This is a genomic window from Pantoea sp. Ap-967 (assembly GCF_011752565.1).
GTDB lineage: Bacteria > Pseudomonadota > Gammaproteobacteria > Pseudomonadales > Pseudomonadaceae > Aquipseudomonas.
The window spans coordinates 254,214-278,217 of record NZ_VWXK01000005.1; the positions used below are offsets into that span (position 1 = coordinate 254,214).

21 protein-coding genes are annotated in these 24,004 nt (G+C 63.5%); all 21 read left to right on the forward strand.

Annotated features, from left to right (window positions below; genetic code table 11):
• Positions 1–49: 49 nt before the first annotated feature.
• The 21 genes from F3J45_RS08105 (at position 50) to fliJ (ending at position 23,738) form a co-directional block, all read left to right on the forward strand.
• Positions 50–3,595: a glycosyltransferase gene (locus tag F3J45_RS08105; protein WP_167060036.1), complete on the forward strand. Its 3,546-nt coding sequence runs from the start codon at positions 50–52 to the stop codon at positions 3,593–3,595.
• 68 nt (positions 3,596–3,663) lie between these two features.
• Positions 3,664–4,392 carry a class I SAM-dependent methyltransferase gene (locus F3J45_RS08110; protein WP_167060039.1) on the forward strand — a complete coding sequence of 243 codons (729 nt, stop codon included), beginning with the start codon at positions 3,664–3,666 and terminating at the stop codon, positions 4,390–4,392.
• Positions 4,389–5,237, forward strand: a complete 849-nt coding sequence (locus F3J45_RS08115) for an NAD(P)-dependent oxidoreductase (RefSeq protein ID WP_167060042.1) — start codon at positions 4,389–4,391, stop codon at positions 5,235–5,237. Before F3J45_RS08110 ends, F3J45_RS08115 begins: the two co-directional genes overlap by 4 nt.
• On the forward strand, positions 5,234–6,211 hold the full coding sequence (locus F3J45_RS08120) for an ATP-grasp domain-containing protein (RefSeq protein ID WP_167060045.1): 978 nt from the start codon (positions 5,234–5,236) through the stop codon (positions 6,209–6,211). Before F3J45_RS08115 ends, F3J45_RS08120 begins: the two co-directional genes overlap by 4 nt.
• Complete coding sequence (locus tag F3J45_RS08125) at positions 6,192–6,878, forward strand: metallophosphoesterase (protein ID WP_167060048.1); 687 nt, start codon at positions 6,192–6,194, stop codon at positions 6,876–6,878. Before F3J45_RS08120 ends, F3J45_RS08125 begins: the two co-directional genes overlap by 20 nt.
• Positions 6,879–6,926: 48 nt before the next feature.
• A complete protein-coding gene (gene rffA, locus F3J45_RS08130) occupies positions 6,927–8,072 on the forward strand; it encodes a dTDP-4-amino-4,6-dideoxygalactose transaminase (RefSeq protein WP_167060051.1) in 1,146 nt (381 codons plus the stop codon).
• Positions 8,073–8,279: 207 nt separating this feature from the next.
• On the forward strand, positions 8,280–9,230 hold the full coding sequence (locus tag F3J45_RS08135) for a ketoacyl-ACP synthase III (protein WP_167060055.1): 951 nt from the start codon (positions 8,280–8,282) through the stop codon (positions 9,228–9,230).
• Positions 9,231–9,502: 272 nt separating this feature from the next.
• Positions 9,503–10,354: a flagellin domain-containing protein gene (locus F3J45_RS08140; protein WP_167060058.1), complete on the forward strand. Its 852-nt coding sequence runs from the start codon at positions 9,503–9,505 to the stop codon at positions 10,352–10,354.
• 77 nt (positions 10,355–10,431) lie between these two features.
• Positions 10,432–10,803, forward strand: coding sequence for a flagellar protein FlaG (locus tag F3J45_RS08145; RefSeq protein ID WP_240158499.1), 372 nt, complete (start codon positions 10,432–10,434; stop codon positions 10,801–10,803).
• 80 nt (positions 10,804–10,883) lie between these two features.
• The gene (gene fliD / locus F3J45_RS08150; RefSeq protein ID WP_167060064.1) at positions 10,884–12,296 is read left to right on the forward strand and encodes a flagellar filament capping protein FliD; all 1,413 of its coding nucleotides are present in this window, start codon (positions 10,884–10,886) and stop codon (positions 12,294–12,296) included.
• A 132-nt stretch (positions 12,297–12,428) separates the two neighbouring features.
• Complete coding sequence (gene fliS, locus F3J45_RS08155) at positions 12,429–12,824, forward strand: flagellar export chaperone FliS (RefSeq protein ID WP_167060066.1); 396 nt, start codon at positions 12,429–12,431, stop codon at positions 12,822–12,824.
• Between the two features lie 14 nt (positions 12,825–12,838).
• A complete protein-coding gene (locus F3J45_RS08160) occupies positions 12,839–13,135 on the forward strand; it encodes a flagellar protein FliT (protein ID WP_167060068.1) in 297 nt (98 codons plus the stop codon).
• A 165-nt stretch (positions 13,136–13,300) separates the two neighbouring features.
• Positions 13,301–14,776 carry a transcriptional regulator FleQ gene (gene fleQ, locus F3J45_RS08165; protein WP_167060069.1) on the forward strand — a complete coding sequence of 492 codons (1,476 nt, stop codon included), beginning with the start codon at positions 13,301–13,303 and terminating at the stop codon, positions 14,774–14,776.
• Between the two features lie 413 nt (positions 14,777–15,189).
• On the forward strand, positions 15,190–16,407 hold the full coding sequence (locus F3J45_RS08170; protein WP_167060072.1) for a PAS domain-containing sensor histidine kinase: 1,218 nt from the start codon (positions 15,190–15,192) through the stop codon (positions 16,405–16,407).
• The gene (locus F3J45_RS08175) at positions 16,407–17,783 is read left to right on the forward strand and encodes a sigma-54 dependent transcriptional regulator (RefSeq protein ID WP_167060074.1); all 1,377 of its coding nucleotides are present in this window, start codon (positions 16,407–16,409) and stop codon (positions 17,781–17,783) included. Before F3J45_RS08170 ends, F3J45_RS08175 begins: the two co-directional genes overlap by 1 nt.
• 106 nt (positions 17,784–17,889) lie before the next feature.
• Positions 17,890–18,222 carry a flagellar hook-basal body complex protein FliE gene (fliE, locus tag F3J45_RS08180; protein WP_167060076.1) on the forward strand — a complete coding sequence of 111 codons (333 nt, stop codon included), beginning with the start codon at positions 17,890–17,892 and terminating at the stop codon, positions 18,220–18,222.
• Between the two features lie 15 nt (positions 18,223–18,237).
• Complete coding sequence (gene fliF / locus F3J45_RS08185; protein WP_167060079.1) at positions 18,238–20,019, forward strand: flagellar basal-body MS-ring/collar protein FliF; 1,782 nt, start codon at positions 18,238–18,240, stop codon at positions 20,017–20,019.
• Entirely contained in the window at positions 20,012–21,031 is a 1,020-nt protein-coding gene (gene fliG, locus F3J45_RS08190; protein ID WP_167060081.1) for a flagellar motor switch protein FliG, read from the forward strand. Before fliF ends, fliG begins: the two co-directional genes overlap by 8 nt.
• 135 nt (positions 21,032–21,166) lie before the next feature.
• Positions 21,167–21,931 carry a flagellar assembly protein FliH gene (gene fliH / locus F3J45_RS08195; RefSeq protein WP_167060083.1) on the forward strand — a complete coding sequence of 255 codons (765 nt, stop codon included), beginning with the start codon at positions 21,167–21,169 and terminating at the stop codon, positions 21,929–21,931.
• On the forward strand, positions 21,921–23,279 hold the full coding sequence (fliI, locus tag F3J45_RS08200) for a flagellar protein export ATPase FliI (protein WP_167060086.1): 1,359 nt from the start codon (positions 21,921–21,923) through the stop codon (positions 23,277–23,279). The genes fliH and fliI overlap by 11 nt, the downstream gene beginning before the upstream one ends.
• 6 nt (positions 23,280–23,285) lie before the next feature.
• Positions 23,286–23,738, forward strand: a complete 453-nt coding sequence (fliJ, locus tag F3J45_RS08205) for a flagellar export protein FliJ (protein ID WP_167060088.1) — start codon at positions 23,286–23,288, stop codon at positions 23,736–23,738.
• Positions 23,739–24,004 lie beyond the last annotated feature (266 nt).

The following is a 24,004-nucleotide window of genomic DNA, read 5'->3' on the forward strand; positions in this document are numbered from 1 at the left end:
GGCGGGCTCTGCTGATGGCCTTTTTGTGATTGGAACCAGGAGTTCAACGATGTCGAATGCCGCGCTGCCGGATGCCCCTTCGCACGAACACGCGCTGGCGCGCCTGCGGTTGATGTTCGCCAAGCCGGAGCATCCGTACTACATCTATGCGCCGGATTACCGCGAAACCTCCTCCGGTATCGTCTCGTTGCATTACCTGTGTCACCTGTTGAACCTCAACGGGCGTGAGGCCTACATCCAGGGTTCGCAAGTGTTCAACCCGGAGCTCAAGACGCCGCGGCTCGACGCTGCCACGGCCGAGCGTCACCAGCAAGCAGGCAAGGTGCCGATTGCGGTGTATCCGGAAGTGACCTCGGGCAATCCGCTGAACCTGGCGGTCGTTGCCCGTTTCCTGCTGAACTTTGAAGGGTTCATCTCCGGCAAGCCCATGGATGCGCGGGTGGACGACCTGTTCTTCTACTACGCCCCGCGCCTTGCCGAACACCATGGCAACCCAGGTGCTGATCTGCTGTGCCTGCCAACCATCGACATCGAGCGGTTCTGTGCCGGCAGCACCCAAGGTCCGCGCCAAGGCTGTTACCTGTATCAGAACCGTCACCCGCTGGAGCAAATCGACTACAGCCTGCTGCCCGCCGGCATCGAGCTGCTGAGCATTGCCAAGGCGTTGACACTGCCTGAGCTGGCCGCCGTGCTGCGCAAGGCTGAGGTGCTGTATACCTATGAATGGTCGATGACCTGCGTCATGGCCGTGTTGTGTGGATGCCCGGTGATCTTCATGCCGGGCGTGGGGATCGACCGAACCTTCCTGGAAAACAGCTTTTTCGGGTGTGTCGGCTTTGCCCTGTTCGATGAGCCCGACGCGCTGGAACTGGCTAGGTCCAGCCTCGACCAAGCCTTGCCGCGCTACGTCGAGCGCACTGCGCCCTTTTGGCAGCAGCTCGATACCTTCATTGCCAAGACTCAACAGGCAGCCCGGCGCGAGGAACAGGGTAACCGCCTGGGCATGCTCGACTGGCTGCGCCAGCGCTACCCGCGACCGGGGCAAGGGCGCGTGCTCGAAGAACGCCTGGCCAGCCCGACAGCGCCCAGCCTTGCGGTGCTGGTGAAGGATAACGGTAATCCCCAGGCGCTGGCCGATACCCTGCACAGCCTGGCGCGTGGCTTGCACCGCCGCGTGCAGGTGACGGTACTGGGCGGCCCGGAGCGCGCGGCCGATACCGTGCAGTGGTTGCCCTGCGACCCGCAGCAGCCGGTTGCCGCGCTCAATGGCTGGCTGGCATCGACCACCTGTGACTGGTTCATGCTGGTTGATGCGGGGGCCTGCTTCATTCCCAGCGGCCTGCTGGTGACGGCGGTCGAGTTGCTCGATGCCCCCGCGCATTGCCTGGCGGTATTCGCGGATGAAGCCCTGCGCCGGGAAGATGGCACGGTCGAATTGCTGCTTCGCCCAGACTTGAACCTGGACTTGCTGCTCGGCTACCCGGCCGGTTTGTCGGCACACTGGTGGTACCGGCGCGAGTCCCTGCTCGGGCAGGGAGGCTTCGCTGCTGGCGTTGGCAGCGCGTTCGAATTCGAATACCAACTGCGCGTGCTCAGTGAGCAGGGCCTTGACCGTGTAGCCCATGTGAGCGAGCCCCTGCTGATTGTCGACACGCCTGCCCGCCCCCAGGGCGAAGACGAACAAGCCGTCATCCTCGCGCACTTGCGCGGGCGCGGCTACGCCGATGCCCAGGTTCACCCTGTCGAGGTGGCCAACGGCGGTTACCGTATCGAATACAGCCGGCCGACCAAGGCCGGGGTCAGCATCCTCATCTACCTGGACGGGCAGCTGGCCCAGTACCAGCGGTGCCTGGAAAGTGTGCTGGCCAATACTGCCCACGGCGATTACGAATTGCTGCTGATTGAGCCTGGCAACGACGACCCGGCATTGCTGGCCTGGTTGGACATGCTTGGGCAACTGCATGAGGTGGCACTGCAGGTGCTGCGCTTCGAACCCGGCCAGGCACGCGCGGCGATGTGCAATGCGGCTGCTCAGGAAGCGAGGGGCGATTACCTGGTGTGGCTCGATGCCCGTGCCAGTGTGATGGATCGTGGCTGGTTGCAGGCGCTGCTCAACCATGCCCAGCGCCCGGAAGTGGGCGCCGTGGGTGGCAAGTTGCTGGGCAGCGCCGGCGAAGTTCGCCAGGCAGGGCTGGTGCTGGGGTTGGGCGGCACGGCCGGGCCTGCCTTCGAGGGGATGGCGGCCTCTGCCAGCGGCTACCTGGGCCAACTGTGGCTGGCGCGCAACTGTTCGGCGGTCGGCGCTCAATGCCTGATGATTCGACGTGCGCTGTTTTTCGAGGCCGGTGGCTTCGACGCAGACCAACTGCTGGCGCCCTGGAGCGACCTGGACCTGTGCCTGAGGCTGGCCCAGGGTGGCTACCTGAACGTATGGACCCCGTATGTGCGGGTGCTGCTCGATGACGAGCCGGCGCCGCTGCATAGCGCCGAGCAGGAGGATGCCCTGTACGCACGCTGGCTCCCGCGCCTGGCCCATGACCCGGCCTACAACGGCAATTTCTCGCTGCGCGGCGGCGCCAGTTTCACCCTGGAAAACAACGGCCTGACCTGGCGGCCCTTGAAACACTGCGTGCCAAACGTACTCGCCTGCGTGGCTGATCGGCAGGGCAATGGCCGGTCGCGGTTGATCGAGCCATTCAGGGCGCTGCGCGATGAAGGCTGCCTGGAGGGTGCGCTGACCAACGGTTTGCCGAACCCGGTAGAGATCGAGCGCGTAAACCCGGCCAGCGTGGTCTTCCAGCGGCCACTTGCCGATAGCCAGCTGTTGGCCTTGCGCCGTCTCAGCGCATTCTCCACGGCGTTCAAGGTGTATGACCTCGATGGCTATTTGCCAGAGATGGAACTGGGCGAAAACTGGAGCGCCGACGAGCTGCTGCTGCGTTTGCGCCAGGGCATGATGCAGGCCGACCGGGTCCTGGTGCCCAGCCAGGCACTGCTGGAGTTGCTGCGAGATGAGCATGAGGATGTGCGCCTGGTGGAAGGGGCGCTGCCGGTTAGCTGGGGCGCCCTGCGTGGTCAACGGGGCAAAGGCGCCAAGCCGCGTGTGGGCTGGCAGGCCTGCAAGGATGTGGGCCTGTTGGCCGAAGTGGTGCCAGCACTGGCGGATGAAGTCGAGTGGGTCGTGCTGGGTGACTGCCCGGACGAGCTGCGGCCATTGCTGAGTAGCTGCCAGCCGGCCGTTGGGCAGGACCAGCTGGCCTTGCACCTGTCGGCGCTGGACCTGGACCTGGCCCTGGTGCCCATGGCCGACACCTTGGGCAATGCCTGTTCGGGCGACATGCGCGTGCTGCAGCACGCGGCCTGTGGGCATCCGGTCATCTGCAGCCGTGTCGCCGGTTTCACCGGTAGCCAGGCGCTGCCGCTGACGCAGGTACACAACGACCCGGCCGACTGGATCCGCGCGATTCGCCTGCACCTGAACGATCGTCAGGCCTCGGCATGCCTGGGTGATGCACTCCAGGCCAGGGTCCGCGAGAACTGGTTGCTCGATGGCGAGCGTTTACAAACATGGCGGCGTGCCTGGCTGGCCGACTAGGCGCCGAAGGCATGTTTTTTTGACCTGGACGGACTTCGATTCCGATCCCAAGCTCGAACGGGGCACACATGACGAACACTCTGGATACTTTCATCGGCGCGTACAGCGATAGCTTCGGTTACGCCTATGACAACAACATCATGCTCAACTGGTACCCGCGGCGGATCATGGAACTGTGTGGCCCGCGGAACACGTTGCTTGAGCTGGGCATTGGCCACGGTTTCTCGACCAACCGCTTTTCCCGCTACTTCAACGCGCATACCGTGATCGATGGCTCGCCGTCGGTGATCGCGCAGTTTCAAGCGCAGTACCCTGACAGCCCGGCGAACATCGTCGAAGGTTACTTCGAGACGTTCGACACCGAACAACGTTTCGACCTGATCGTCATGGGGTTCGTCCTGGAGCACGTCGAGGACCCGCAGGTGGTATTGCGCAAGTACAAGCAGTACCTTGCGCCCGGTGGCCGTTGTTTCGTACTGGTGCCGAACGCGCAGTCCCTGCACCGGCGTTTCGGTCATGCGGCCGGCCTGCTCGATGACATGATGGTGCTGGGCAAGGGTGACCATGAGCTTGGCCACCTGCGTGCCTACTCCCTGCAGACGCTGACCGAGGAACTGGAGCAGGCCGGGCTGCAGGTGGTGCGCAAGGAAGGGTTGTTCCTCAAGCCTTTCATGACCTCGCAGATGAAGGCGCTGGACCTCAGCGAGGCGATCACCACCGCCATGTGCACCGTCGCGATCGATTACCCCGAGCTCAGCTGTGCGCTGATGCTTGAGGCGACGGTTGGCGACGCATGAACAGCCTGGTCATCGGCAGTACTTCGACCCTGGGCAAGGCCATTGCCCGGTCCCTGGAGCGCTTGGGCCCGGTGAAGCGGGCGGGGCGGCGTGACGCCGATATCACCTTCGACCTTGCCCACCCGGTGCTGCCAACCGGCGATGATCGCTTTGACCTGGTCGTACATGCCGCTGCCGACTTTGGTGGGCACGAGCCGGATGACCTGCTGCGTGCCGAACAGGCCAACAGCGTCGGCACCCTGGCGGCGTGCCAGTTGGCCGAACGCTACGGGGCGAGGCACTTCATCTTGCTGTCTTCGCGCTGGGCGGCCCACCAGCCGGGTGACCCGTACTACGGTATCTACGCGCTCTCCAAGCGCCATGCCGAAGAGGTCGCCAGCCTGTACTGCAGCACCCGCGGCATGGCCTTGACCATCCTGCGGATTGGCCAGGTTTATGACAGCGAGGGGCATTGCCGGCCCCAGCAGCCGCTGTTGTACGCCATTGCCGACAACGCTGCGGCTGGCAGGGCTGTGCAGATCTTCGGCAACAACGATGCCCGGCGCAGCTACCTGCATGTGCAGGACCTTGCCGAGATCTGCACCCGTGTGGCCGCGCAGGGGGTCGAGGGGCTGCACAACTGCGCGCATCCGCAAGCACCACGCCTGTCCGAAATCGCCCGTGCGGCATTCGAGGCATTCGGCACACCTGAAGAGGTGCAGTTCTTGCCACAAAAAAACGATATCCCAGACCTGCCAGCCTTCGCCTGTGCCACCGAGCTGTTCACGCGCATTGACTACGCCCCGCGCATCGACTTGCGCCAAGGGTTCGAATTGATGAAGGCACACCGGGAGGCGCAGCCATGAAAACCGTCATGGTCACCGGCGTTGGCGCGATCATGGGCTATGGCCTGTTGAAATCGCTGCGTGAGGCCGACCCTTCGATCCGCCTGCTGGGCACCGACATCTATGACGACGCCGTTGGCCGGGCCTGGTGCGATGCGTTCGAGCAGGCGCCGCTGACCGCCAGCGGCGAATATGCGCAATGGTTGCTGGATGTGCTGGCACGCTATGAAGTCGATTTGCTGATTCCCGGCATCGAGCAGGATGTTCACTGGCTTTCGGACCACCGTGCGTTATTTCGCCAGGCGCGCTGTGAAGTAGCGCTGAACACCCCGCACCTGATTGACCTGTCCCGCGACAAGTGGGCGATGGACCAGGCGCTGGCTGCACTGGGGGAACCCAGTCGGATCCCCAGCGCCCTGGAGGGCGACTTCCAATCGCTGCAGGCTGCCTTCGGCTTGCCGTTCCTGCTCAAGCCGCGCAAAGGCTCGGCGTCCAAGGGGCTGGTCTGGGTTCGGCAGGAGCAGGACTTCAGCGCCAATGCGCCGTTGCTGGGGGCGGTGTTGATAGCGCAACCGATCATTGGCAGCGCGGCGCGTGAGTACACCGTGGCGGTGTTCGCCGATGGCCAGGGCGGCGCCGGGCCGTCCATCGCCTTCCAGCGCAGCCTGGCCTCGGACGGTTCAACCGCCAAGGCGCGGGTATTCCACGATGCCGGCCTGGACGAAACCGTGGCCAGGTTGTGCCGTGCGTTCAAGCCGCTAGGGCCGACCAACCTGCAGTTTCGCAGGGATGACGATGGCGGTTGGCGCCTGCTGGAAATCAACCCGCGCATTTCGTCAACCAGTTCGATCCGCCGGGCGTTTGGCTACAACGAGGCGGCCATGTGCCTGGCCTTCTACCTGGACCACCGGATGCCCAGTGCGCCCACCGTCAAGTCGGGCTTCGCCGTTCGCTACATAGAGGACTACATCGTCCATGATCGGGATCATTTCTGACGTCCATGGCAACTACAGTGCGCTGCGAAGCGTGCTGCAACGGCTCGACGCCCTGGGTGTCGAGCAGATCATCTGCCTGGGTGACACGGCCGGCTATTACTGCCAGGTCAACGCCTGCTGCGACGCACTGCGCGAGCGTGGGGTGCTGTCGGTGATGGGCAATCATGACTGGTACCTGGCCCGGCAGCAGCGTTGCCCGCGCTCCAACAGTGCCAACGCCTGCCTGGATTACCAGGCCAAGGTCATCAGCGAGCAGAACCTCGCCTGGCTCGATGGCCTGCCCCTGCAGGCGCAGGTACACGGGATGAGCCTGGTCCACGGTGGCTGGAATGACCCGCTGGATGAGTACCTGCAGCCGGCCCAGGCTTACTTCGAGGCGCTGCCCGGGCGCCTCTTCGTCTCGGGCCATACCCATGTGCAATACCTGTGGCAAGGGCAGGGCAAGGTCTACTGCAACCCAGGCTCCGTCGGCCAGCCGCGCGATGGCGACCGGCGAGCAGCGTTCGCGACCTGGGACGGGGAGCGCTTTGACCTGCACCGCCTGGAATACGACATTGCCGAGGTCCAGCAGGCCATGGCCGAGGCCGGCTTTACACCGTACTTTTACCAAAACCTTGAAAATGGCACCCAGATAGGTGGAAGGATCAGTTCGATCCAGGCGCTTTGATCCGCCAGCCCGGGTATTTTCTTCTGTCGCCTCTGCGGAAACCGAGCAATGAGCACTGACAAGATTTTCTTCAATCGCCCGCACATGACCGGCAAAGAGCTGTACTACATTGCCGAAGCCAAGTTCGGCAACATGCTTGCCGGCGACGGGCCATTCACCAAGCGCTGCCACCAGTGGCTCGAAGCCTACAGTGGCAGCGAGAAGGTGCTGCTGACCCACTCCTGCACGGCGGCACTGGAAATGTGTGCGCTGATGCTCGACATCCAGCCGGGTGACGAAGTCATCCTGCCTTCCTATACCTTCGTATCCACCGCCAACGCCTTCGTCTTGCGCGGCGCAGTGCCGGTGTTCGTCGATATCCGGCCCGATACCCTGAACCTCGACGAGCGCTTGATCGAGGCGGCCATCACCCCGCGTACCAAGGCCATCGTGCCGGTGCACTACGCAGGGGTGGCCTGCGAGATGGACAGCATCATGGCCATTGCCCGCAAGCATGGGCTGCACGTGGTCGAGGACGCGGCCCAGGGCGTGATGTCGAGCTACAAGGGCCGGGCACTGGGCAGTATCGGTGACCTCGGGGCCTACAGCTTCCATGAAACCAAGAATGTGATTTCCGGCGAAGGTGGCGCGCTGCTGGTCAACGCCCGCGAGCAGGTGCTGCGGGCCGAGGTGATTCGCGAGAAGGGCACCGACCGCAGCCGCTTCTTCCGCGGTGAAGTGGACAAGTACACCTGGCAGGAAGTGGGCTCGTCGTTCCTGCCGGGCGAGCTGATTGCGGCGTTCCTCTGGGCCCAGCTGGAGGAGGCGCAGGCGATCACCGATAACCGCCTGGCGACCTGGAATGCCTACCATGCAGCCCTGGCAGGGTTGGAGCGCCAAGGCCTGCTACGCCGGCCCATCGTGCCGGAGCACTGCCAGCACAATGCGCACATGTACTACGTGCTGCTGGCGCCAGGCATCGACCGCCAGGCCGTACTGGAGGCGTTGAAACGCCACGAGATCTACGCGGTATTCCATTATGTGCCGCTGCATTCCTCGCCGGCCGGCGAGCGCTACGGGCGTAGCCATGGTTCCATGGAAGTCACCAACTACAGTTCCGAGCGACTGCTGCGCCTGCCCCTGTGGTGGGGCATGCCCAAGGCGGCCCAGGAGCGCGTGGTGCAGGTTCTTGGCGATATTCTGGCGCGCTTCTGAGAGGGCCCCTGAGGTGGCGGCGGGGTATTCGACAAAAAGAGCGTGACCTGGCAGTCAGAACGCGCATCTTCACTGTATATTGTCGAAAACCGGGAGCCGCTGCGTCGCACCTGGAATACCGTCAGGGATCGGTTGCCACCGTATCATCTGGCGTTTTGCCGTTGCGCAGGCAGTGGGTACTTCGCTGTTACTGAATTGGGAAGCCATATGATTGGCCTTAAAAGCATCGCCAGTTACGTGCCTGCTCAGGGCGTGGACAACTACGCCCAGGGCGCGAAATTCGGCAAGGACCAGGATTTCATCTTCGGCAAGATCGGTTCGACCTTCTTGCCGCGCAAGGAAGCTGCCCAGGAAACCTCCGACCTCTGTGTAGCCGCTGCGCAAAACCTCTTCGCCGCCAACCCGTCGCTGGACCCGGCTGCCATCGACGCGGTAATCGTGGTCACCCAGAACGGCGATGCCGAAGGCTTGCCACACACCGCAGCGATCGTTCAGCACAAGCTCGGCTTGTCGACCGCCGTTGCGGCCTTCGATATCTCCCTGGGCTGCTCGGGCTATGTTTATGGCCTGTATGCGATGAAGGGCTTCATGGAAGCGGCGGGCCTGAAGAATGGCCTGCTGATCACCGCTGACCCTTATTCGAAGATCGTCGACCCGGAAGATCGCAACACCACCATGCTGTTCGGCGATGCCGCCACCGCCTCGTGGCTGGGCGAAGGCGCGAACTGGCAGTTGGGCAAGTCGCTGTTCGGCAGCGATGGCGCCGGTGCCGAGCACCTGCGCACCACCGACGGCAAGTTCTTCATGAATGGCCGCCAGGTGTACAACTTCGCCCTGGTCAAGGTGCCTGCGCACCTTCAGCAGTTGCTCGATGCCAGCCAACTGAAGGCCGAGGACATCGACCTCTACTGCCTGCACCAGGGCAGCGCGGCAATCGTCGACGCGGTATCGGCGCGCTTTGAAGAGGGCGAGCACAAGCACAAGTTCGTCAAGGACATGATCGAAACCGGCAACACCGTCTCCTCGAGCATTCCGCTGCTGCTGGAAAAGCATGTGCTGGGCTCGCAGCACAAGCGCGTGGCGCTCAGCGGCTTTGGGGTCGGGCTGTCGTGGGGTTCGGCGATCATCGAGCGCCGCGAACCTGGCGAGCCGGGCTGAGCCTGTACACGGCTTTAGCTACCGTTTGTCGCTGATTCACACGCCGCCAGCACCTGGCGGCGTTTTCTTTTCTATTCTGCATGGGGCTGGCGCCTTTATTCTGGCGTCAACTCCTTGATTTTGTTGGGCTGGCCGGATGCCAGCAATTTTTTTCGAAAATCCGCTAAAGAAACCCGCCCTGACGAAGATAACTATTACGAAGGTTCTCTGTGCCACCCCCGGCGAATTGCCAAGGCCGGAAGCCGTAGTACCCAACTTACGAGGAATTCGTCATGGCTTTGACTGTTAACACCAACACCACCTCTCTGGGCGTTCAGAAGAACCTGAACCGTGCTTCCGATGCTCTGAGCACCTCGATGACTCGTCTGTCCTCCGGCCTGAAAATCAACAGCGCCAAAGACGACGCCGCCGGCCTGCAGATCGCTACCCGCATGACCTCGCAGATCCGTGGTCAGACCATGGCCATCAAAAACGCCAACGACGCTATCTCCATCGCCCAGACCGCTGAAGGCGCGATGCAAGAGCAGACCAACATCCTGCAGCGTATGCGTGAACTGGCTGTTCAGTCGCGAAACGACAACAACAGCGAAGCCGACCGTGACGCACTGGACAAAGAATTCCAGTCGATGCTCAAAGAGATCGACCGTATCGCCGGTTCCACCCAGCTCAACGGCAAGAACCTGCTGGACGGCACCGCTGGCGACATGACCTTCCAGGTGGGTTCGAACACCGGTAGCGACAACCAGATCACCATCAGCCTGAGCGACGCCCTGAGCACTGCTGGCGCCCTGAGCGGCCTGTCTGGCATGAACATCACCGGTGCTGACAGCTCGTCCGCCGAGGCGACCTTCACCGCCGCCATGAGCGCAATCGACGACGCTCTGAACTCGATCAACAGCACCCGTGCCGACCTGGGTGCCGTGCAGAACCGTCTGACCAGCACCATCAACAACCTGCAGAACATCAACGAAAACGCCGAAGCCGCCCGTGGCCGTGTACAGGACACCGACTTCGCCGCTGAAACTGCTCAGCTGACCAAGCAGCAGACCCTGCAGCAAGCCTCGACTTCGGTTCTGGCCCAGGCCAACCAGCTGCCATCCGCTGTACTGAAGCTGCTTCAGTAATCGCTGATGGTAACCGGCGGGGGAGTGCACAATGAGGCGCTTCCCCGCCTTTTCGTTACGAGGTGGTAGATATGGACATGAGCGTCAAGCTGAATCTGTCCTACCCGGCCGCTCGGGCTACCGAGCAGGTAGGCGAGAAACCGGTACAACGGTCGGCAGATACGCCCCGTGGCAATAGCGATACGCTGGAACCGAAGGCAGTCAGCGCTGCCGAAGACAGCAATCATGTCGAAAAGGTAAAAAGCGCCGTTTCGGAGATTGAAAAGTTTCTGAGTTCGACCCGTCGCAACCTGCAGTTTTCGACAGATGAAGAGTCCGGGCAGGTGGTGGTCAAGGTCATCGCCAGTGCAACGGGTGAGGTGATTCGTCAGCTGCCCTCCGAAGAGGCGCTGCGCATTGCCCATAACCTGCATGATGTAAACAGTCTGCTGTTCGACGCCAAGGTATGATGGCAGGCGAGCACATGACGCAGAATTGTAGTCGGCCGTGCAGGAGCGTGGCCTGACGTATCAGCAAGAGGGATAACTCTATGGCGAGCACAATAGTCTCTAGTATCGGTCAAGGTACAGGTCTTAACATCACCGAAATGGTCACCGCGCTGGTGAATGCCGACACTGCTGCCAAGAAGGCACAGATCACCCGGCAAACCAGTAACAACAGTGCGATGATTTCCGGTGTGGGCTCGCTGCGCAGTGCCCTCACGGCGTTCCAGGACGCCATGAAGAAGCTCAATGACACCACGGCGCCAGCCTTCAACGCCTTCTCTGCGAAATCGGCGAACGAGTCGGTGGTCAAGGTCACTGCGGGCAACACCGCCGTGGCCGGCAGCTACGATATCGTGGTCAACCAGTTGGCGACCGGTTCGAAGGTTGCCAGTGCTGCGTTCGCAGGGGGGGCAACCTCTTCGATCGATGCCGGCACCCTGACCATTGAGCAAAACGGTAACTCGTACAATATCGATGTGGCTTCCGGCGCCACCTTGCAGACCGTTCGTGATCAGATCAACAAGCAGTTGAGCGTGCAAGGCATCTCCGCCAACATCGTCAACGGTGAGGGTGGTGCGCGCCTGGTGCTCAGCTCGACCACCACCGGCAAGGGCTCGGACCTCAAGGTCGGCGGCATTGCTTCGCTGGAAATCGATGGCACCCAGCAGATGAGCGGCACTGGCGCCGGGTTCATCACCGGGTTGGCGCAAAGCGCCGAGCTGACCGTCGATGGGCTGGCGGTCACCAGCACCAAGAACAGCATCACCGATGCCATCAGTGGCATTACCCTGGAGCTGACGGGTGTCAGTGCCAAGTCGGGCACCACCGGCGTTCCTACCTCGATCACAGTGGCCCAGGACAACGACGGCTTGAAGAAGTCGGTGCAGTCTTTCGTCGATGCCTACAACACGCTGACGAAGACCATCACTGCGCTCACGGCCAGTACCCGTGACGACGATGACAACCTTTCGCTGGGCCCGCTGACCAACGACCCGACCACCCGTTCGCTGGTCAACGATATCCGCAAGGTGCTGTCGGAAGTGGGCGCGGGCGACCAACTGACGACCCTCAGCCAGCTGGGTATCAACACCACCAAGGACGGCACCCTGGAGTTCAACGCCACCAAGTTCACGTCGGCAATGGACGACAAGAAGCTGGGTTCGCAGGTGCAGGAGCTGTTTACCGGTAGCAATGGCCTGATCGAGCGCATGAACAAGGCCATCGACCCGTACAATTCCACCGATGGCAGCCTGGTTACGCGCACCAACGCCCTGAACAAGGTGGCCAAGAACCTGGCCGACCAGCAAACCGCGCTGGACCGTCGCACCGAGGCATTGACCGAATCGCTGACCAAGAAGTACGTGGCGATGGACACGGCGGTTGCCAAGCTCAACGCCCAGGCCACGCAGATCAAGTCGGTGTTCGATGCGCTGAACGCCCAGGCCAAGAACTCCTGATCCATTAGCAGTGACAAAAGCCCGGCAGCGTCGAAGGACGCGCCGGGCTTTTTGTTTTCTCCCTAAAGTTTTTTGACGTCCCGGCGATACACAGGGTACAAGCAACCTTTTTCGCAGCAACGAGGTAGATCCATGAACCCGATGTTGGCCCTTCGGCAGTACCAGAAAGTCAACGGTGTGGCACAAACGTCCGAAGCCAGCCCTCACCGTCTGGTACAAATGCTCATGCAGGGCGGTCTTGACCGCATGGCCCAGGCCAAGGGTGCCATCGCACGCAAGGATGTTGCCCAGCGCGGCATCCTGATCGGCAAGGCCATCGACATCATTGGCGGCCTGCGCGAAGGGCTGGACCTGGAAAACCACGCCGACAGCCTGGCCGAACTGGACAGCCTGTACACCTACATGAGCCGTCGCCTGATCGAAGCCAACATGAAAAGCGACCCGGCCATCATCGATGAAGTGGCGCGCCTGCTGATTACCGTGAAGGAAGGTTGGGACGCCATCGCCGACCAGTCGTCGGCTCCCTGATCAAGGAGGATGACATGAGCGATGTGATCGCCCGTATCGAACACACCCGTCAGCTGCTGCTGACGGCGCTGGAGAAGCGCGACTGGGATGCGGTAGGGGAGCTGGACCTGGAATGCCGCCTGCGCATCAACGACGTGTTGGGCGAGGCTCAGGGCCAGGAGGCGGATGTTCGCGACAGCCTGGAGCAGTTGCTCGACGTTTACCGGCAATTAATCGACGTTGCAAGTGGCGAGCGTCAATCGATAGTCGACGAGATGACGCAAATCCGTCAGGCGAAAAATGCCGCCAAGGTATACCATCTGTTCAGTTGACCACAGATGTCCTAAACGTCCTGCGCCATTAATTTGACTGTATGCGTTTTTTTGACTTTACTAGTGGCTGTTTTCGAATTTCAGACGTCCGACCACTGACCATTCAGTCAGAATGATGTCGAGCACGCCTTCGGGCGCCGATATGACTAGGGAAGTTGCTATTGCATGTGGCGTGAAACCAAGATTCTCCTGATCGATGACGACAGCGCCCGCCGCCGCGATCTGGCGGTGGTTCTGAACTTTCTCGGCGAAGACAACCTGTCATGCTCCAGCCAGGACTGGCAGCAGGCGGTAGAAGGCTTGTCTTCCAGTCGCGAAGTGCTCTGTGTGCTGATCGGTTCCGTAAAAGCGCCGGGCAGTGTGCTCGGGTTGCTTAAGACAGTAGCCGGGTGGGATGAGTTCCTTCCGGTATTGCTGATTGGTGAAATTTCTTCTGCGGAATACCCGGAGGAATTGCGCCGTCGCGTGCTGTCCAACCTCGAGATGCCGCCCAGCTACAGCCAGCTGCTCGATTCGCTGCACCGTGCCCAGGTCTACCGCGAGATGTACGACCAGGCCCGTGAGCGCGGTCGCCAGCGCGAGCCGAACCTGTTCCGCAGCCTGGTCGGCACCAGCCGAGCCATCCAGCATGTGCGGCAGATGATGCAGCAGGTGGCCGATACCGACGCCAGCGTGCTGATTCTTGGTGAGTCGGGCACCGGCAAGGAAGTGGTGGCGCGTAACCTGCACTACCACTCCAAGCGCCGCGAAGCGCCGTTCGTGCCGGTCAACTGCGGGGCGATTCCGGCCGAGTTGCTGGAAAGCGAGCTGTTCGGCCACGAGAAGGGCGCCTTCACCGGGGCCATCACCAGCCGTGCCGGGCGTTTCGAACTGGCCAACGGCGGCACCTTGTTCCTCGACGAAATCGGCGACATGCCGCTGCCGATGCAGGTCAAGCTGCTGCGCGTGCTGCAGGAGCGTACCTTCGAGCGGGTGGGCAGCAACAAGACCCAGAGCATCGATGTGCGCATCATCGCGGCAACCCACAAGAACCTCGAAAGCATGATCGAGGACGGCACCTTCCGCGAAGACCTGTACTACCGCCTGAACGTGTTCCCCATCGAAATGGCGCCGCTGCGTGAGCGTGTGGAAGATATCCCGCTGCTGATGAACGAGCTGATTTCGCGCATGGAGCACGAGAAGCGCGGTTCGATCCGCTTCAACTCGGCCGCGATCATGTCGCTGTGCCGCCATGGCTGGCCGGGCAACGTTCGCGAGCTGGCCAACCTGGTCGAGCGCATGGCGATCATGCACCCGTACGGGGTGATCGGTGTGTCGGAGTTGCCGAAGAAATTCCGCTATGTCGACGATGAGGACGAGCAACTGGTCGACAGCTTGCGCAGCGACCTGGAAGAGCGCGTGGCGATCAACGGCCATGCGCCGAACCTTGGCAGCCACGCGATGCTGCCGCCGGAGGGGCTGGACCTCAAGGACTACCTCGGTAGCCTGGAGCAGGGCCTGATCCAGCAGGCGTTGGACGATGCCAACGGCATCGTGGCCCGTGCGGCGGAGCGCTTGCGTATTCGCCGGACCACCTTGGTCGAGAAGATGCGCAAGTACGGCATGAGTCGCCAGGGGGGCGAGGACCAGGCCGAAGATTGATTTGGCCTTTTTGTGCCTGTCTTGGGTTTGATGGCGGGGCGTAGATCGAGCGCCGCCCGCGCGGCGCTTCGCGAGCTACGCTCGCTCCTACGTTTGTTTCGGGCCAGTCATTCCTGGGGATTTGCGCGCGTACGCCTTGGCGCATGGCACGATATCGCGTCGTACAAACAAGGCGGTCGCGCGCGCTTGCCACAGGCGTTACTGGCCCGAAACAAACGTAGGAGCGAGCGTAGCTCGCGAAGCGCCGCGCGGGCGGCGCTCGATCTACGCCGCCCCGCACCCCAAAACCGTTCACCCGCGCGCGCGCCGCTCAACCGGTTCATTCCCGCCCATCCCCCAAACCCCGGCACGGCTATTGCTACACCGCTGGCACCACACCGTTTTTATGACGGTCAGCCACGCGAGAGAGCACGATGCCCCAGGCCGCCCACCCTTCCCGAGTCCCTGATCCGCAGGGGCGTACCCCGGTCGAACAGGAAAGTCGACAGGGGCTGGAGCAGGCTTTCGCCCTGTTCAACCAGGTGTCCACCCAGCTCAACCAGTCCTACAGCATGCTCGAAGCCCGCGTCAGCGAGCTCAAGGGCGAGCTGGCGGTGGTCGGTGCCCAGCGCATGACCGAGCTGAACGAGAAGGAGCGCCTGGCCAACCGCCTGCAGAACCTGCTCGACCTGCTGCCCGGTGGGGTGATCGTGATCGACGACCAGGGCCTGGTGCGCGAAGCCAACCCGGCTGCCTGCGAACTGCTGGGCGAACCGCTGGTGGGCCAGCTGTGGCGCCAGGTGATCGCCCGCAGCTTCGCCCCGCGCAAGGATGACGGCCACGAAGTGTCGCTGCGCGACGGGCGCCGCCTGTCCATCGCCACCCGCTCGCTGGATGCCGAACCTGGCCAGTTGGTGCTGCTCAACGACCTGACCGAAACCCGCCGCCTGCAAGACCAGCTGGCGCGCCACGAACGCCTGTCGTCGCTGGGGCGCATGGTCGCCTCGCTGGCGCATCAAATCCGCACGCCACTGTCGGCCGCCATGCTCTATGCCAGCCACCTGGCCGACAGCGAGCACACGCTTGCGCCAGAAACCCGCCAACGTTTCGCCGGCAGCTTGAAAGAGCGCCTGCATGAGCTGGAGCACCAGGTGCGCGACATGCTGGTTTTCGCCCGTGGCGAGCTGCCCCTCGGTGACCGGCTGACCCCCAAAGGCCTGTTCCAGGCCCTGCAGCAGGCAGCCCAGCCCCATGTGCAGGGGCACGCCGTGCGTTGGCAATGCGACAGCCAGTTGGGTGAGCTGCTGTGCAACCGCGACACCCTGGTGGGCGCCTTGCTCAACCTGATCGAGAACGCCCTGCAGGCCAGTGATGGCCCTGCGCGGCTCAAGGTTCACCTGTTCCGCCGTGGCAATGCCCTGCACCTGAGCATCAGCGACGCCGGCAGCGGCATCGCCCCTGAGTTGCTGGGCCGCCTGGGCGAACCCTTCCTCACCACCAAGGCCACCGGCACCGGGTTGGGCCTGGCGGTGGTCATGGCCGTGGTGCGTGCGCACCAGGGCGTGCTCGAACTGCGTTCCAAGGTTGGGCGCGGCACCTGTGTGAAAGTCGAACTGCCGTTGATCGACGGGCCGGCAGCGGAGGTCGTGTAATGGCAATCAAGGTGCTGCTGGTCGAGGACGACCGCGTATTGCGCCAGGCGCTGGGCGATACCCTGGAAATCGGCGGCTTCGCCTACCACGCAGTCGGCAGTGCCGAGCAGGCGCTGGAAGCCGTGGCGGGCGAAGGGTACAGCCTGGTGGTCAGCGACGTGAACATGCCCGGCATGGACGGCCACCAGTTGCTTGGGCAACTGCGCCGGCACTACCCGCAGTTGCCGGTATTGCTGATGACCGCCCATGCGGCGGTGGAGCGCGCCGTGGACGCCATGCGCCAAGGCGCGGTGGATTACCTGGTCAAGCCATTCGAACCGCGGGCCTTGTTGAGCCTGGTCGAACGCCATGCCGCCGGGCGCCTGGATGCCGGTGATGGGCAAGGCCCGGTGGCCTGCGAGCCGGCCAGCCGGCAGTTGCTGGAGTTGGCCGCACGGGTGGCACGCAGCGACTCGACGGTGCTCATTTCCGGCGAATCGGGCACGGGCAAGGAAGTGCTGGCGCGCTACATTCACCAGCAGTCGCCGCGGGCAGCGCAGCCCTTCGTGGCCATCAACTGCGCGGCGATTCCCGACAACATGCTCGAAGCCACCCTGTTCGGCCACGAGAAGGGCGCCTTCACCGGCGCTATCGCGGCCCAGGCTGGCAAGTTCGAACAGGCCGAAGGCGGCACCCTGCTGCTCGACGAAATTTCCGAAATGCCCCTGGGGCTGCAGGCCAAGCTCTTGCGCGTGCTGCAGGAGCGTGAAGTGGAGCGGGTGGGCGGGCGCAGGCCGATTGCCCTGGACATCCGCGTGCTGGCCACCAGCAACCGTGACATGGCGGCGGAAGTGGCGGCGGGGCGTTTCCGCGAAGACCTGTACTACCGCCTTTCGGTATTCCCCCTGGCCTGGCAACCGCTGCGCGAACGCAGTGGCGATATCCTGCCGCTGGCCGAGCGCCTGCTGGCGCGCCATGTGGCGAAGATGAAGCATGCGCCGGTGCGCCTGTCGGCTGAGGCGCGCACCTGCCTGCAGGCCCATGCCTGGCCGGGCAATGTGCGTGAGTTGGATAACGCCCTGCAGCGGGCGCTGATTCTGCAGCAGGGCGGGGTGATCGAGGCGGCGGATTTCTGTCTGGCCGGCGCCATTCCCTTGTCGGTTGCCGAGCCTGCCATTGCATCGCCAGTATTTACTGAGAGCACGGCGGACTCTGGCGGCCTGGGCGACGACATGCGTCGCCACGAATTCCAGATGATTATCGACACGCTGCGCGCCGAGCGCGGCCGACGCAAGGAAGCTGCCGAAAAACTCGGCATCAGCCCGCGTACCCTGCGTTACAAGCTGGCGCAGATGCGCGATGCGGGGCTGGATGTCGAGGCCAGCCTGTTCGGCTGAAACAGCCATTTGCATGCGTTCGGGGCGGGCTGGCACATGTGTTGCTAGTTCAGGGCTATCCGCCGCATGAGTGTCAAAAAAATGCGGCCGCCGGAGAGAGAAGGTCATGAGCCAAGGTATTGAATTCAACCGTCTGATGCTGGACATGCGGGCCATGCAGGCCGACGCCATGTCGTTGCCCAAGGCCTCGGCCGTGCCTGAACTGGCGCCTGGCCAAAGCAGCTTTGCCGACATGCTTGGCCAGGCCATCGGCAAGGTCAACCAGACCCAGCAGGCGTCCAACCAGCTCGCCAATGCCTTCGAGATCGGCAAGAGCGGTGTCGACCTCACCGACGTGATGATTGCCTCGCAGAAAGCCAGCGTGTCCATGCAGGCACTGACCCAGGTACGCAACAAGCTGGTCCAGGCGTACCAGGACATCATGCAGATGCCGGTTTGAGGACGGAAGTAAGTCATGGCTGAAGCAGTCGTCGACAACGCCCCCGCCAAGAGCGGCGGTGCGCCGGGGTCCAAGCCGCCACTGTTCGGCATGGCCTTCCTGGAAAACATCTCGCGCATGCCCATGCTGCGCCAGATCGGCCTTCTGGTCGGGCTGGCGGCGAGCGTGGCGATTGGCTTTGCCGTGGTGCTGTGGTCGCAGCAGCCAGACTACCGGCCGCTGTACGGCAGCCTGTCGGGCATGGACACCAAGCAGGTCATGGACACCTTGTCCGCCGCCGATATTCCCTACAACGTCGAGCCCAATTCCGGTGCTCTGCTGGTCAAGGCCGACGACCTCTCCCGTGCGCGCCTGAAACTGGCAGCGGCCGGCGTGGCGCCGAGCGATGGCAATGTCGGTTTCGAACTGCTCGACAAGGAGCAGGGCCTGGGCACCAGCCAGTTCATGGAAGCTACCCGCTACCGGCGCAGCCTGGAAGGCGAACTGGCGCGTACCGTGTCGAGCCTGAACAACGTCAAGGCCGCCCGCGTGCACCTGGCCATTCCGAAAAGCTCGGTATTCGTGCGTGACGAGCGCAAGCCAAGCGCCTCGGTGTTGGTCGAGCTGTACCCAGGCCGATCCCTGGAAGCCGGGCAGGTAATGGCCATCGTCAACCTGGTCGCCACCAGTGTGCCGGAACTGGACAAGTCGCAGGTCACCGTGGTCGACCAGAAGGGCAACCTGCTCTCCGACCAGCTGCAAGACAACGCCCTGACCATGGCCGGCAAGCAGTTCGACTACAGCCGCCGCATGGAAAGCCTGCTGACCCAGCGCGTGCACAACATTCTGCAACCGGTGCTGGGCAATGACCGCTACAAGGCCGAAGTCTCCGCCGACCTTGATTTCAGCGCAGTCGAGTCGACCTCCGAGCAGTTCAACCCAGACCAACCGGCGCTGCGCAGCGAGCAGTCGGTCAATGAACAACGCTCCAGCAGCTCGGGCCCGCAGGGCGTGCCGGGTGCGTTGAGCAACCAGCCGCCGGGCGCCGCTTCCGCGCCGCAAACCACCGGTGGCGCCGCCGCGCCTGCCGCGGCCATCCAGCCGGGGCAACCGCTGGTCGATGCCAATGGCCAGCAGATCATGGACCCGGCCACCGGCCAGCCGATGCTTGCGCCATACCCGGCCGACAAGCGTCAGCAATCCACCAAGAACTTCGAGCTGGACCGTTCCATCAGCCACACCCGCCAGCAGCAGGGTCGCCTGACCCGCCTGTCGGTGGCGGTGGTGGTCGACGACCAGGTGAAGGTCGACGCCAAGGGCGAAACCACCCGTGCCCCGTGGGGCGCCGAAGACCTGGCGCGCTTTACCCGCCTGGTGCAGGACGCGGTCGGCTTCGATGCCAGCCGTGGCGACAGCGTGACGGTGATCAACGTGCCGTTCTCCGCCGAGCGTGGCGAAGAGATCGGCGATATCGCCTTCTACCAGCAGCCGTGGTTCTGGGACATCGTCAAGCAGGTGCTGGGCGTGGTGTTCATCCTGGTGCTGGTGTTTGGTGTACTGCGCCCGGTGCTGAACAACATCACCGGCGGTGGCAAGCAGGCTGCCGGCGCGGATAGCGACATGGAACTGGGCGGGATGATCGGTCTGGATGGCGAACTGGCCAACGACCGTGTCAGCCTCGGTGGCCCGTCAAGCATTCTGTTGCCAAGCCCCACCGAGGGCTACGAAGCACAGCTCAACGCAATCAAGGGCCTGGTGGCCGAAGACCCGGGCCGCGTAGCCCAGGTCGTCAAAGAGTGGATCAACGCCGATGAGTGACAATCGAGCCATTACCGCCAAGCTCAGCCGTGTCGACAAGGCCGCGATCCTGCTGCTGTCGCTCGGTGAAACCGATGCTGCGCAAGTGCTGCGCCACATGGGCCCGAAGGAAGTGCAACGGGTTGGCGTGGCCATGGCGCAGATGGGCAACGTGCACCGCGAGCAGGTCGAGCAGGTGATGAGCGAGTTCGTCGAGATCGTCGGCGACCAGACCAGCCTCGGCGTGGGTTCCGACGCCTACATCCGCAAGATGCTCAACCAGGCCCTGGGCGAGGACAAGGCCAACGGCCTGGTCGACCGCATTCTGCTCGGTGGCAACACCAGTGGCCTGGACAGCCTCAAGTGGATGGAGCCGCGCGCCGTGGCCGATGTCATCCGCTACGAGCACCCGCAGATCCAGGCCATCGTGGTCGCCTACCTGGACCCCGACCAGGCCGGTGAGGTGCTGAGCAACTTCGACCACAAGGTGCGCCTGGACATCGTCCTGCGCGTGTCGTCGCTGAACACCGTGCAACCGGCGGCGCTCAAGGAGCTGAACCAGATTCTCGAGAAGCAGTTCTCGGGCAACTCCAATGCCGCGCGCACCACCCTGGGCGGCATCAAGCGCGCCGCCGACATCATGAACTTCCTCGACAGCTCGGTGGAAGGCGCCCTGATGGACGCGATCCGCGAGGTCGACAGCGACCTGTCGGAGCAGATCGAAGACTTGATGTTCGTCTTCAACAACCTGGCCGACGTCGACGACCGTGGTATCCAGGCGCTGCTGCGCGAAGTGTCGTCCGATGTGCTGGTGGTGTCGCTCAAGGGCGCCGACGAGCGGGTCAAGGACAAGATCTTCAAGAACATGTCCAAGCGTGCTTCCGAGCTGCTGCGCGACGACCTGGAGGCCAAGGGCCCGGTGCGCGTCAGCGACGTGGAAACGGCGCAGAAGGAAATCCTCACCATCGCCCGGCGCATGGCCGAGGCCGGCGAGATCGTGCTCGGCGGCAAGGGTGCCGAGGAAATGATCTGATCCTGCATGCGGCATAACTTCCTGTAGGAGCGGGCTTGCCCCGCGAACATCGGCAGCGCCGGTGGCAACCACTGCGGTGCCTGCTTCGCGGGACAAGCCCGCTCCTACAGGGGCAGAAGATGAGTAGCTGAGAACATGCCCACCAAAGAATCCCACCCCAGCGACCTGATCCGTGCCCGCGACCTCGAGGGCGTCGACATCTGGACGCTGCCCAGCTTCGACCCAGCGCCTGAGCCAGAACCTGAGCCGGAGCCTGAAGTCGTCGAAGAAGAAGTCGAGGAAGTGCCGCTGGAGGAAGTCCAGCCGCTGACCCTGGAAGAGCTCGAAGCTATCCGCCAGGAGGCCTACAACGAAGGCTTCGCCACCGGCGAGCGCGAGGGTTTCCACAGCACCCAGCTGAAAGTGCGCCAGGAGGCCGAGCAGGCGCTGGCGGCCAAGCTGGCCAGCCTCGAACAGCTGATGGGGCACCTGCTCGACCCGATTGCCGAGCAGGACACGCAGATCGAAAGGACCGTGGTCCACCTGGTGGCGCACATGGCCCGCCAGGTCATTGGCCGCGAACTGCGCAGCGACTCCAGCCAGATCACCCAAGTGCTGCGCGAGGCGCTGAAGCTGCTGCCGATGGGCGCCGACAATATCCGCATCCACCTCAACCCGCAGGACTTCGAGCTGGCCAAGGCCTTGCGCGAACGCCATGAGGAAAACTGGAAGCTGCTCGAAGACGAAGCCCTGCTGCCCGGCGGCTGCCGTATCGAAACCTTGCACAGCCGCATCGACGCCACCATGGAAACGCGCATCGAGAAGGCCGTCGCCCAGCTGTTCGACCAGCTGCACGACCAGGCCCTGCACCCGGCGGCGTCGGACCTGGCGGTGGAACTGGAAAGCCAAGATGCGCCTTGAACGTACCAGCTTCGGCAAGCGCCTGGGCGGTTACGCCGAGGCCATTGCGTTGCCCGTGCAGCCGGTGGTCGAAGGCCGCCTGCTGCGCATGGTCGGGCTCACCCTTGAAGCCGAGGGCCTGCGCGCCGCGGTTGGTGGGCGTTGCCTGGTCATCAACGACGACAGCTATCACCCGGTGCAGGTCGAAGCCGAGGTCATGGGCTTTGCCGGCAACAAGGTATTCCTGATGCCGGTTGGCAGCATTGCCGGCATCGCCCCGGGCGCCCGCGTGGTGCCGCTGGACGACAGTGGCCGCCTGCCCATGGGCATGAGCATGCTGGGCCGGGTGCTCGATGGCGCCGGCCGTGCCCTGGATGGCAAGGGCGGCATGCGTGCCGAAGACTGGGTGCCGATGGATGGCCCGATCATCAACCCGCTCAACCGTGACCCCATCAGCAAGCCGCTGGACGTGGGCATTCGCAGCATCAACGGCCTGCTCACGGTCGGCCGTGGCCAGCGCCTGGGGCTGTTCGCCGGCACCGGCGTTGGTAAGTCGGTGTTGCTGGGCATGATGACCCGCTTTACCGAAGCCGAGATCATCGTGGTGGGGCTGATTGGCGAACGGGGCCGCGAGGTGAAGGAGTTCATCGAGCATATCCTGGGCGAAGAAGGCCTCAAGCGTTCGGTGGTGGTGGCGTCCCCGGCTGACGATGCGCCGCTGATGCGCCTGCGTGCGGCCATGTACTGCACACGTATCGCCGAGTATTTCCGCGACAAGGGCAAGAACGTCCTGTTGCTGATGGACTCGCTTACCCGCTTTGCCCAGGCCCAGCGGGAAATCGCCCTGGCCATTGGTGAGCCGCCGGCCACCCGTGGCTATCCGCCGTCGGTGTTTGCCAAGCTGCCCAAGCTGGTGGAGCGTGCCGGCAACGGCGAGCCGGGCGGGGGTTCGATTACCGCGTTCTATACCGTGCTGTCCGAGGGCGACGACCAGCAGGACCCGATTGCCGACTCTGCGCGGGGCGTGCTGGACGGCCACTTCGTGCTTTCGCGCCGGCTGGCCGAGGAAGGCCATTACCCGGCCATCGATATCGAGGCCTCGATCAGCCGGGTGATGCCCCAGGTGGTCGACCCGGACCACCTGCGCCAGGCGCAGAAGTTCAAGCAGTTGTGGTCGCGGCTGTCACAGAGCCGCGACCTGATCAGTGTTGGCGCCTATGTAGCAGGCGGCGACCCGGAAACCGACCTGGCCATTGCCCTGCAGCCCAAGCTGGTGGATTTCCTGCGCCAGGGATTGGATGAGAATGTCGGCATGGGCCAGAGCCGCAGCGAGCTGGGGGCGATCTTCACGCCGCCAGGCCAGGGCTGATAGGCCATGAGCATGCCCAGCCGTGCTGCGCGCCTGGCGCCGGTGGTGGACATGGCCGAGGAGGCCGAGCGCAAGGCCGCCCAGCGCGTGGGGCATTTCCAGCAGCAGGTGGCCCAGGCCCAGGCCAAGCTGGCCGAGCTGGAAAGCTTCCGTGAGGGTTACCAGGCGCAGTGGCTGAACCGTGGCGGGCAGGGCGTCAATGGCAGTTGGCTGCTGAACTACCAGCGCTTTCTGGCCCAGCTGGAAACGGCCATGACCCAGCAGCGCCAGAGCCTGACCTGGCACCAGAACAACCTCAATAACGCCCGTGGCACCTGGCAGCAGGCCTATGCCCGGGTCGAAGGCCTGCGCAAACTGGTGCAGCGCTACATCGAAGAGGCCCGGCGCCTTGAGGACAAGCGTGAGCAGCGCTTGCTCGATGAGTTGTCGCAGCGTTTGCCGCGGCAAACCCATCTCTAGTTGACAGTGCACTTGGTAGGAGCGAGCGCAGCTCGCGAAGGGCTGCAAAGCAGCCCCAACATCATGTGCCGCGAAGCTGTAACCCTGGGGCCGCTGCGCGCCCCATCGCGAGCTGCGCTCGCTCCTACCGGGGCGGCGTCGGCCTGCAGATCGGTATCTGAGCAGCAGACCAAGGCTGCGCCGGTGTTTGCAGATCGCATTTTCAAGCACGGACGATGAACCTGGTAGGAGCGAGCGCAGCTCGCGAAGGGCTGCAAAGCAGCCCC

Bases quoted from the DNA above. Each gene is read 5' to 3' on its own strand.
- F3J45_RS08105 (WP_167060036.1), top strand. From the start codon at position 50: ATGTCGAATGCCGCGCTGCCGGATGCCCCTTCGCACGAACACGCGCTG.
- F3J45_RS08110 (WP_167060039.1), top strand. From the start codon at position 3,664: ATGACGAACACTCTGGATACTTTCATCGGCGCGTACAGCGATAGCTTC.
- F3J45_RS08115 (WP_167060042.1), top strand. From the start codon at position 4,389: ATGAACAGCCTGGTCATCGGCAGTACTTCGACCCTGGGCAAGGCCATT.
- F3J45_RS08120 (WP_167060045.1), top strand. From the start codon at position 5,234: ATGAAAACCGTCATGGTCACCGGCGTTGGCGCGATCATGGGCTATGGC.
- F3J45_RS08125 (WP_167060048.1), top strand. From the start codon at position 6,192: ATGATCGGGATCATTTCTGACGTCCATGGCAACTACAGTGCGCTGCGA.
- rffA (WP_167060051.1), top strand. From the start codon at position 6,927: ATGAGCACTGACAAGATTTTCTTCAATCGCCCGCACATGACCGGCAAA.
- F3J45_RS08135 (WP_167060055.1), top strand. From the start codon at position 8,280: ATGATTGGCCTTAAAAGCATCGCCAGTTACGTGCCTGCTCAGGGCGTG.
- F3J45_RS08140 (WP_167060058.1), top strand. From the start codon at position 9,503: ATGGCTTTGACTGTTAACACCAACACCACCTCTCTGGGCGTTCAGAAG.
- F3J45_RS08145 (WP_240158499.1), top strand. From the start codon at position 10,432: ATGAGCGTCAAGCTGAATCTGTCCTACCCGGCCGCTCGGGCTACCGAG.
- fliD (WP_167060064.1), top strand. From the start codon at position 10,884: ATGGCGAGCACAATAGTCTCTAGTATCGGTCAAGGTACAGGTCTTAAC.
- fliS (WP_167060066.1), top strand. From the start codon at position 12,429: ATGAACCCGATGTTGGCCCTTCGGCAGTACCAGAAAGTCAACGGTGTG.
- F3J45_RS08160 (WP_167060068.1), top strand. From the start codon at position 12,839: ATGAGCGATGTGATCGCCCGTATCGAACACACCCGTCAGCTGCTGCTG.
- fleQ (WP_167060069.1), top strand. From the start codon at position 13,301: ATGTGGCGTGAAACCAAGATTCTCCTGATCGATGACGACAGCGCCCGC.
- F3J45_RS08170 (WP_167060072.1), top strand. From the start codon at position 15,190: ATGCCCCAGGCCGCCCACCCTTCCCGAGTCCCTGATCCGCAGGGGCGT.
- F3J45_RS08175 (WP_167060074.1), top strand. From the start codon at position 16,407: ATGGCAATCAAGGTGCTGCTGGTCGAGGACGACCGCGTATTGCGCCAG.
- fliE (WP_167060076.1), top strand. From the start codon at position 17,890: ATGAGCCAAGGTATTGAATTCAACCGTCTGATGCTGGACATGCGGGCC.
- fliF (WP_167060079.1), top strand. From the start codon at position 18,238: ATGGCTGAAGCAGTCGTCGACAACGCCCCCGCCAAGAGCGGCGGTGCG.
- fliG (WP_167060081.1), top strand. From the start codon at position 20,012: ATGAGTGACAATCGAGCCATTACCGCCAAGCTCAGCCGTGTCGACAAG.
- fliH (WP_167060083.1), top strand. From the start codon at position 21,167: ATGCCCACCAAAGAATCCCACCCCAGCGACCTGATCCGTGCCCGCGAC.
- fliI (WP_167060086.1), top strand. From the start codon at position 21,921: ATGCGCCTTGAACGTACCAGCTTCGGCAAGCGCCTGGGCGGTTACGCC.
- fliJ (WP_167060088.1), top strand. From the start codon at position 23,286: ATGAGCATGCCCAGCCGTGCTGCGCGCCTGGCGCCGGTGGTGGACATG.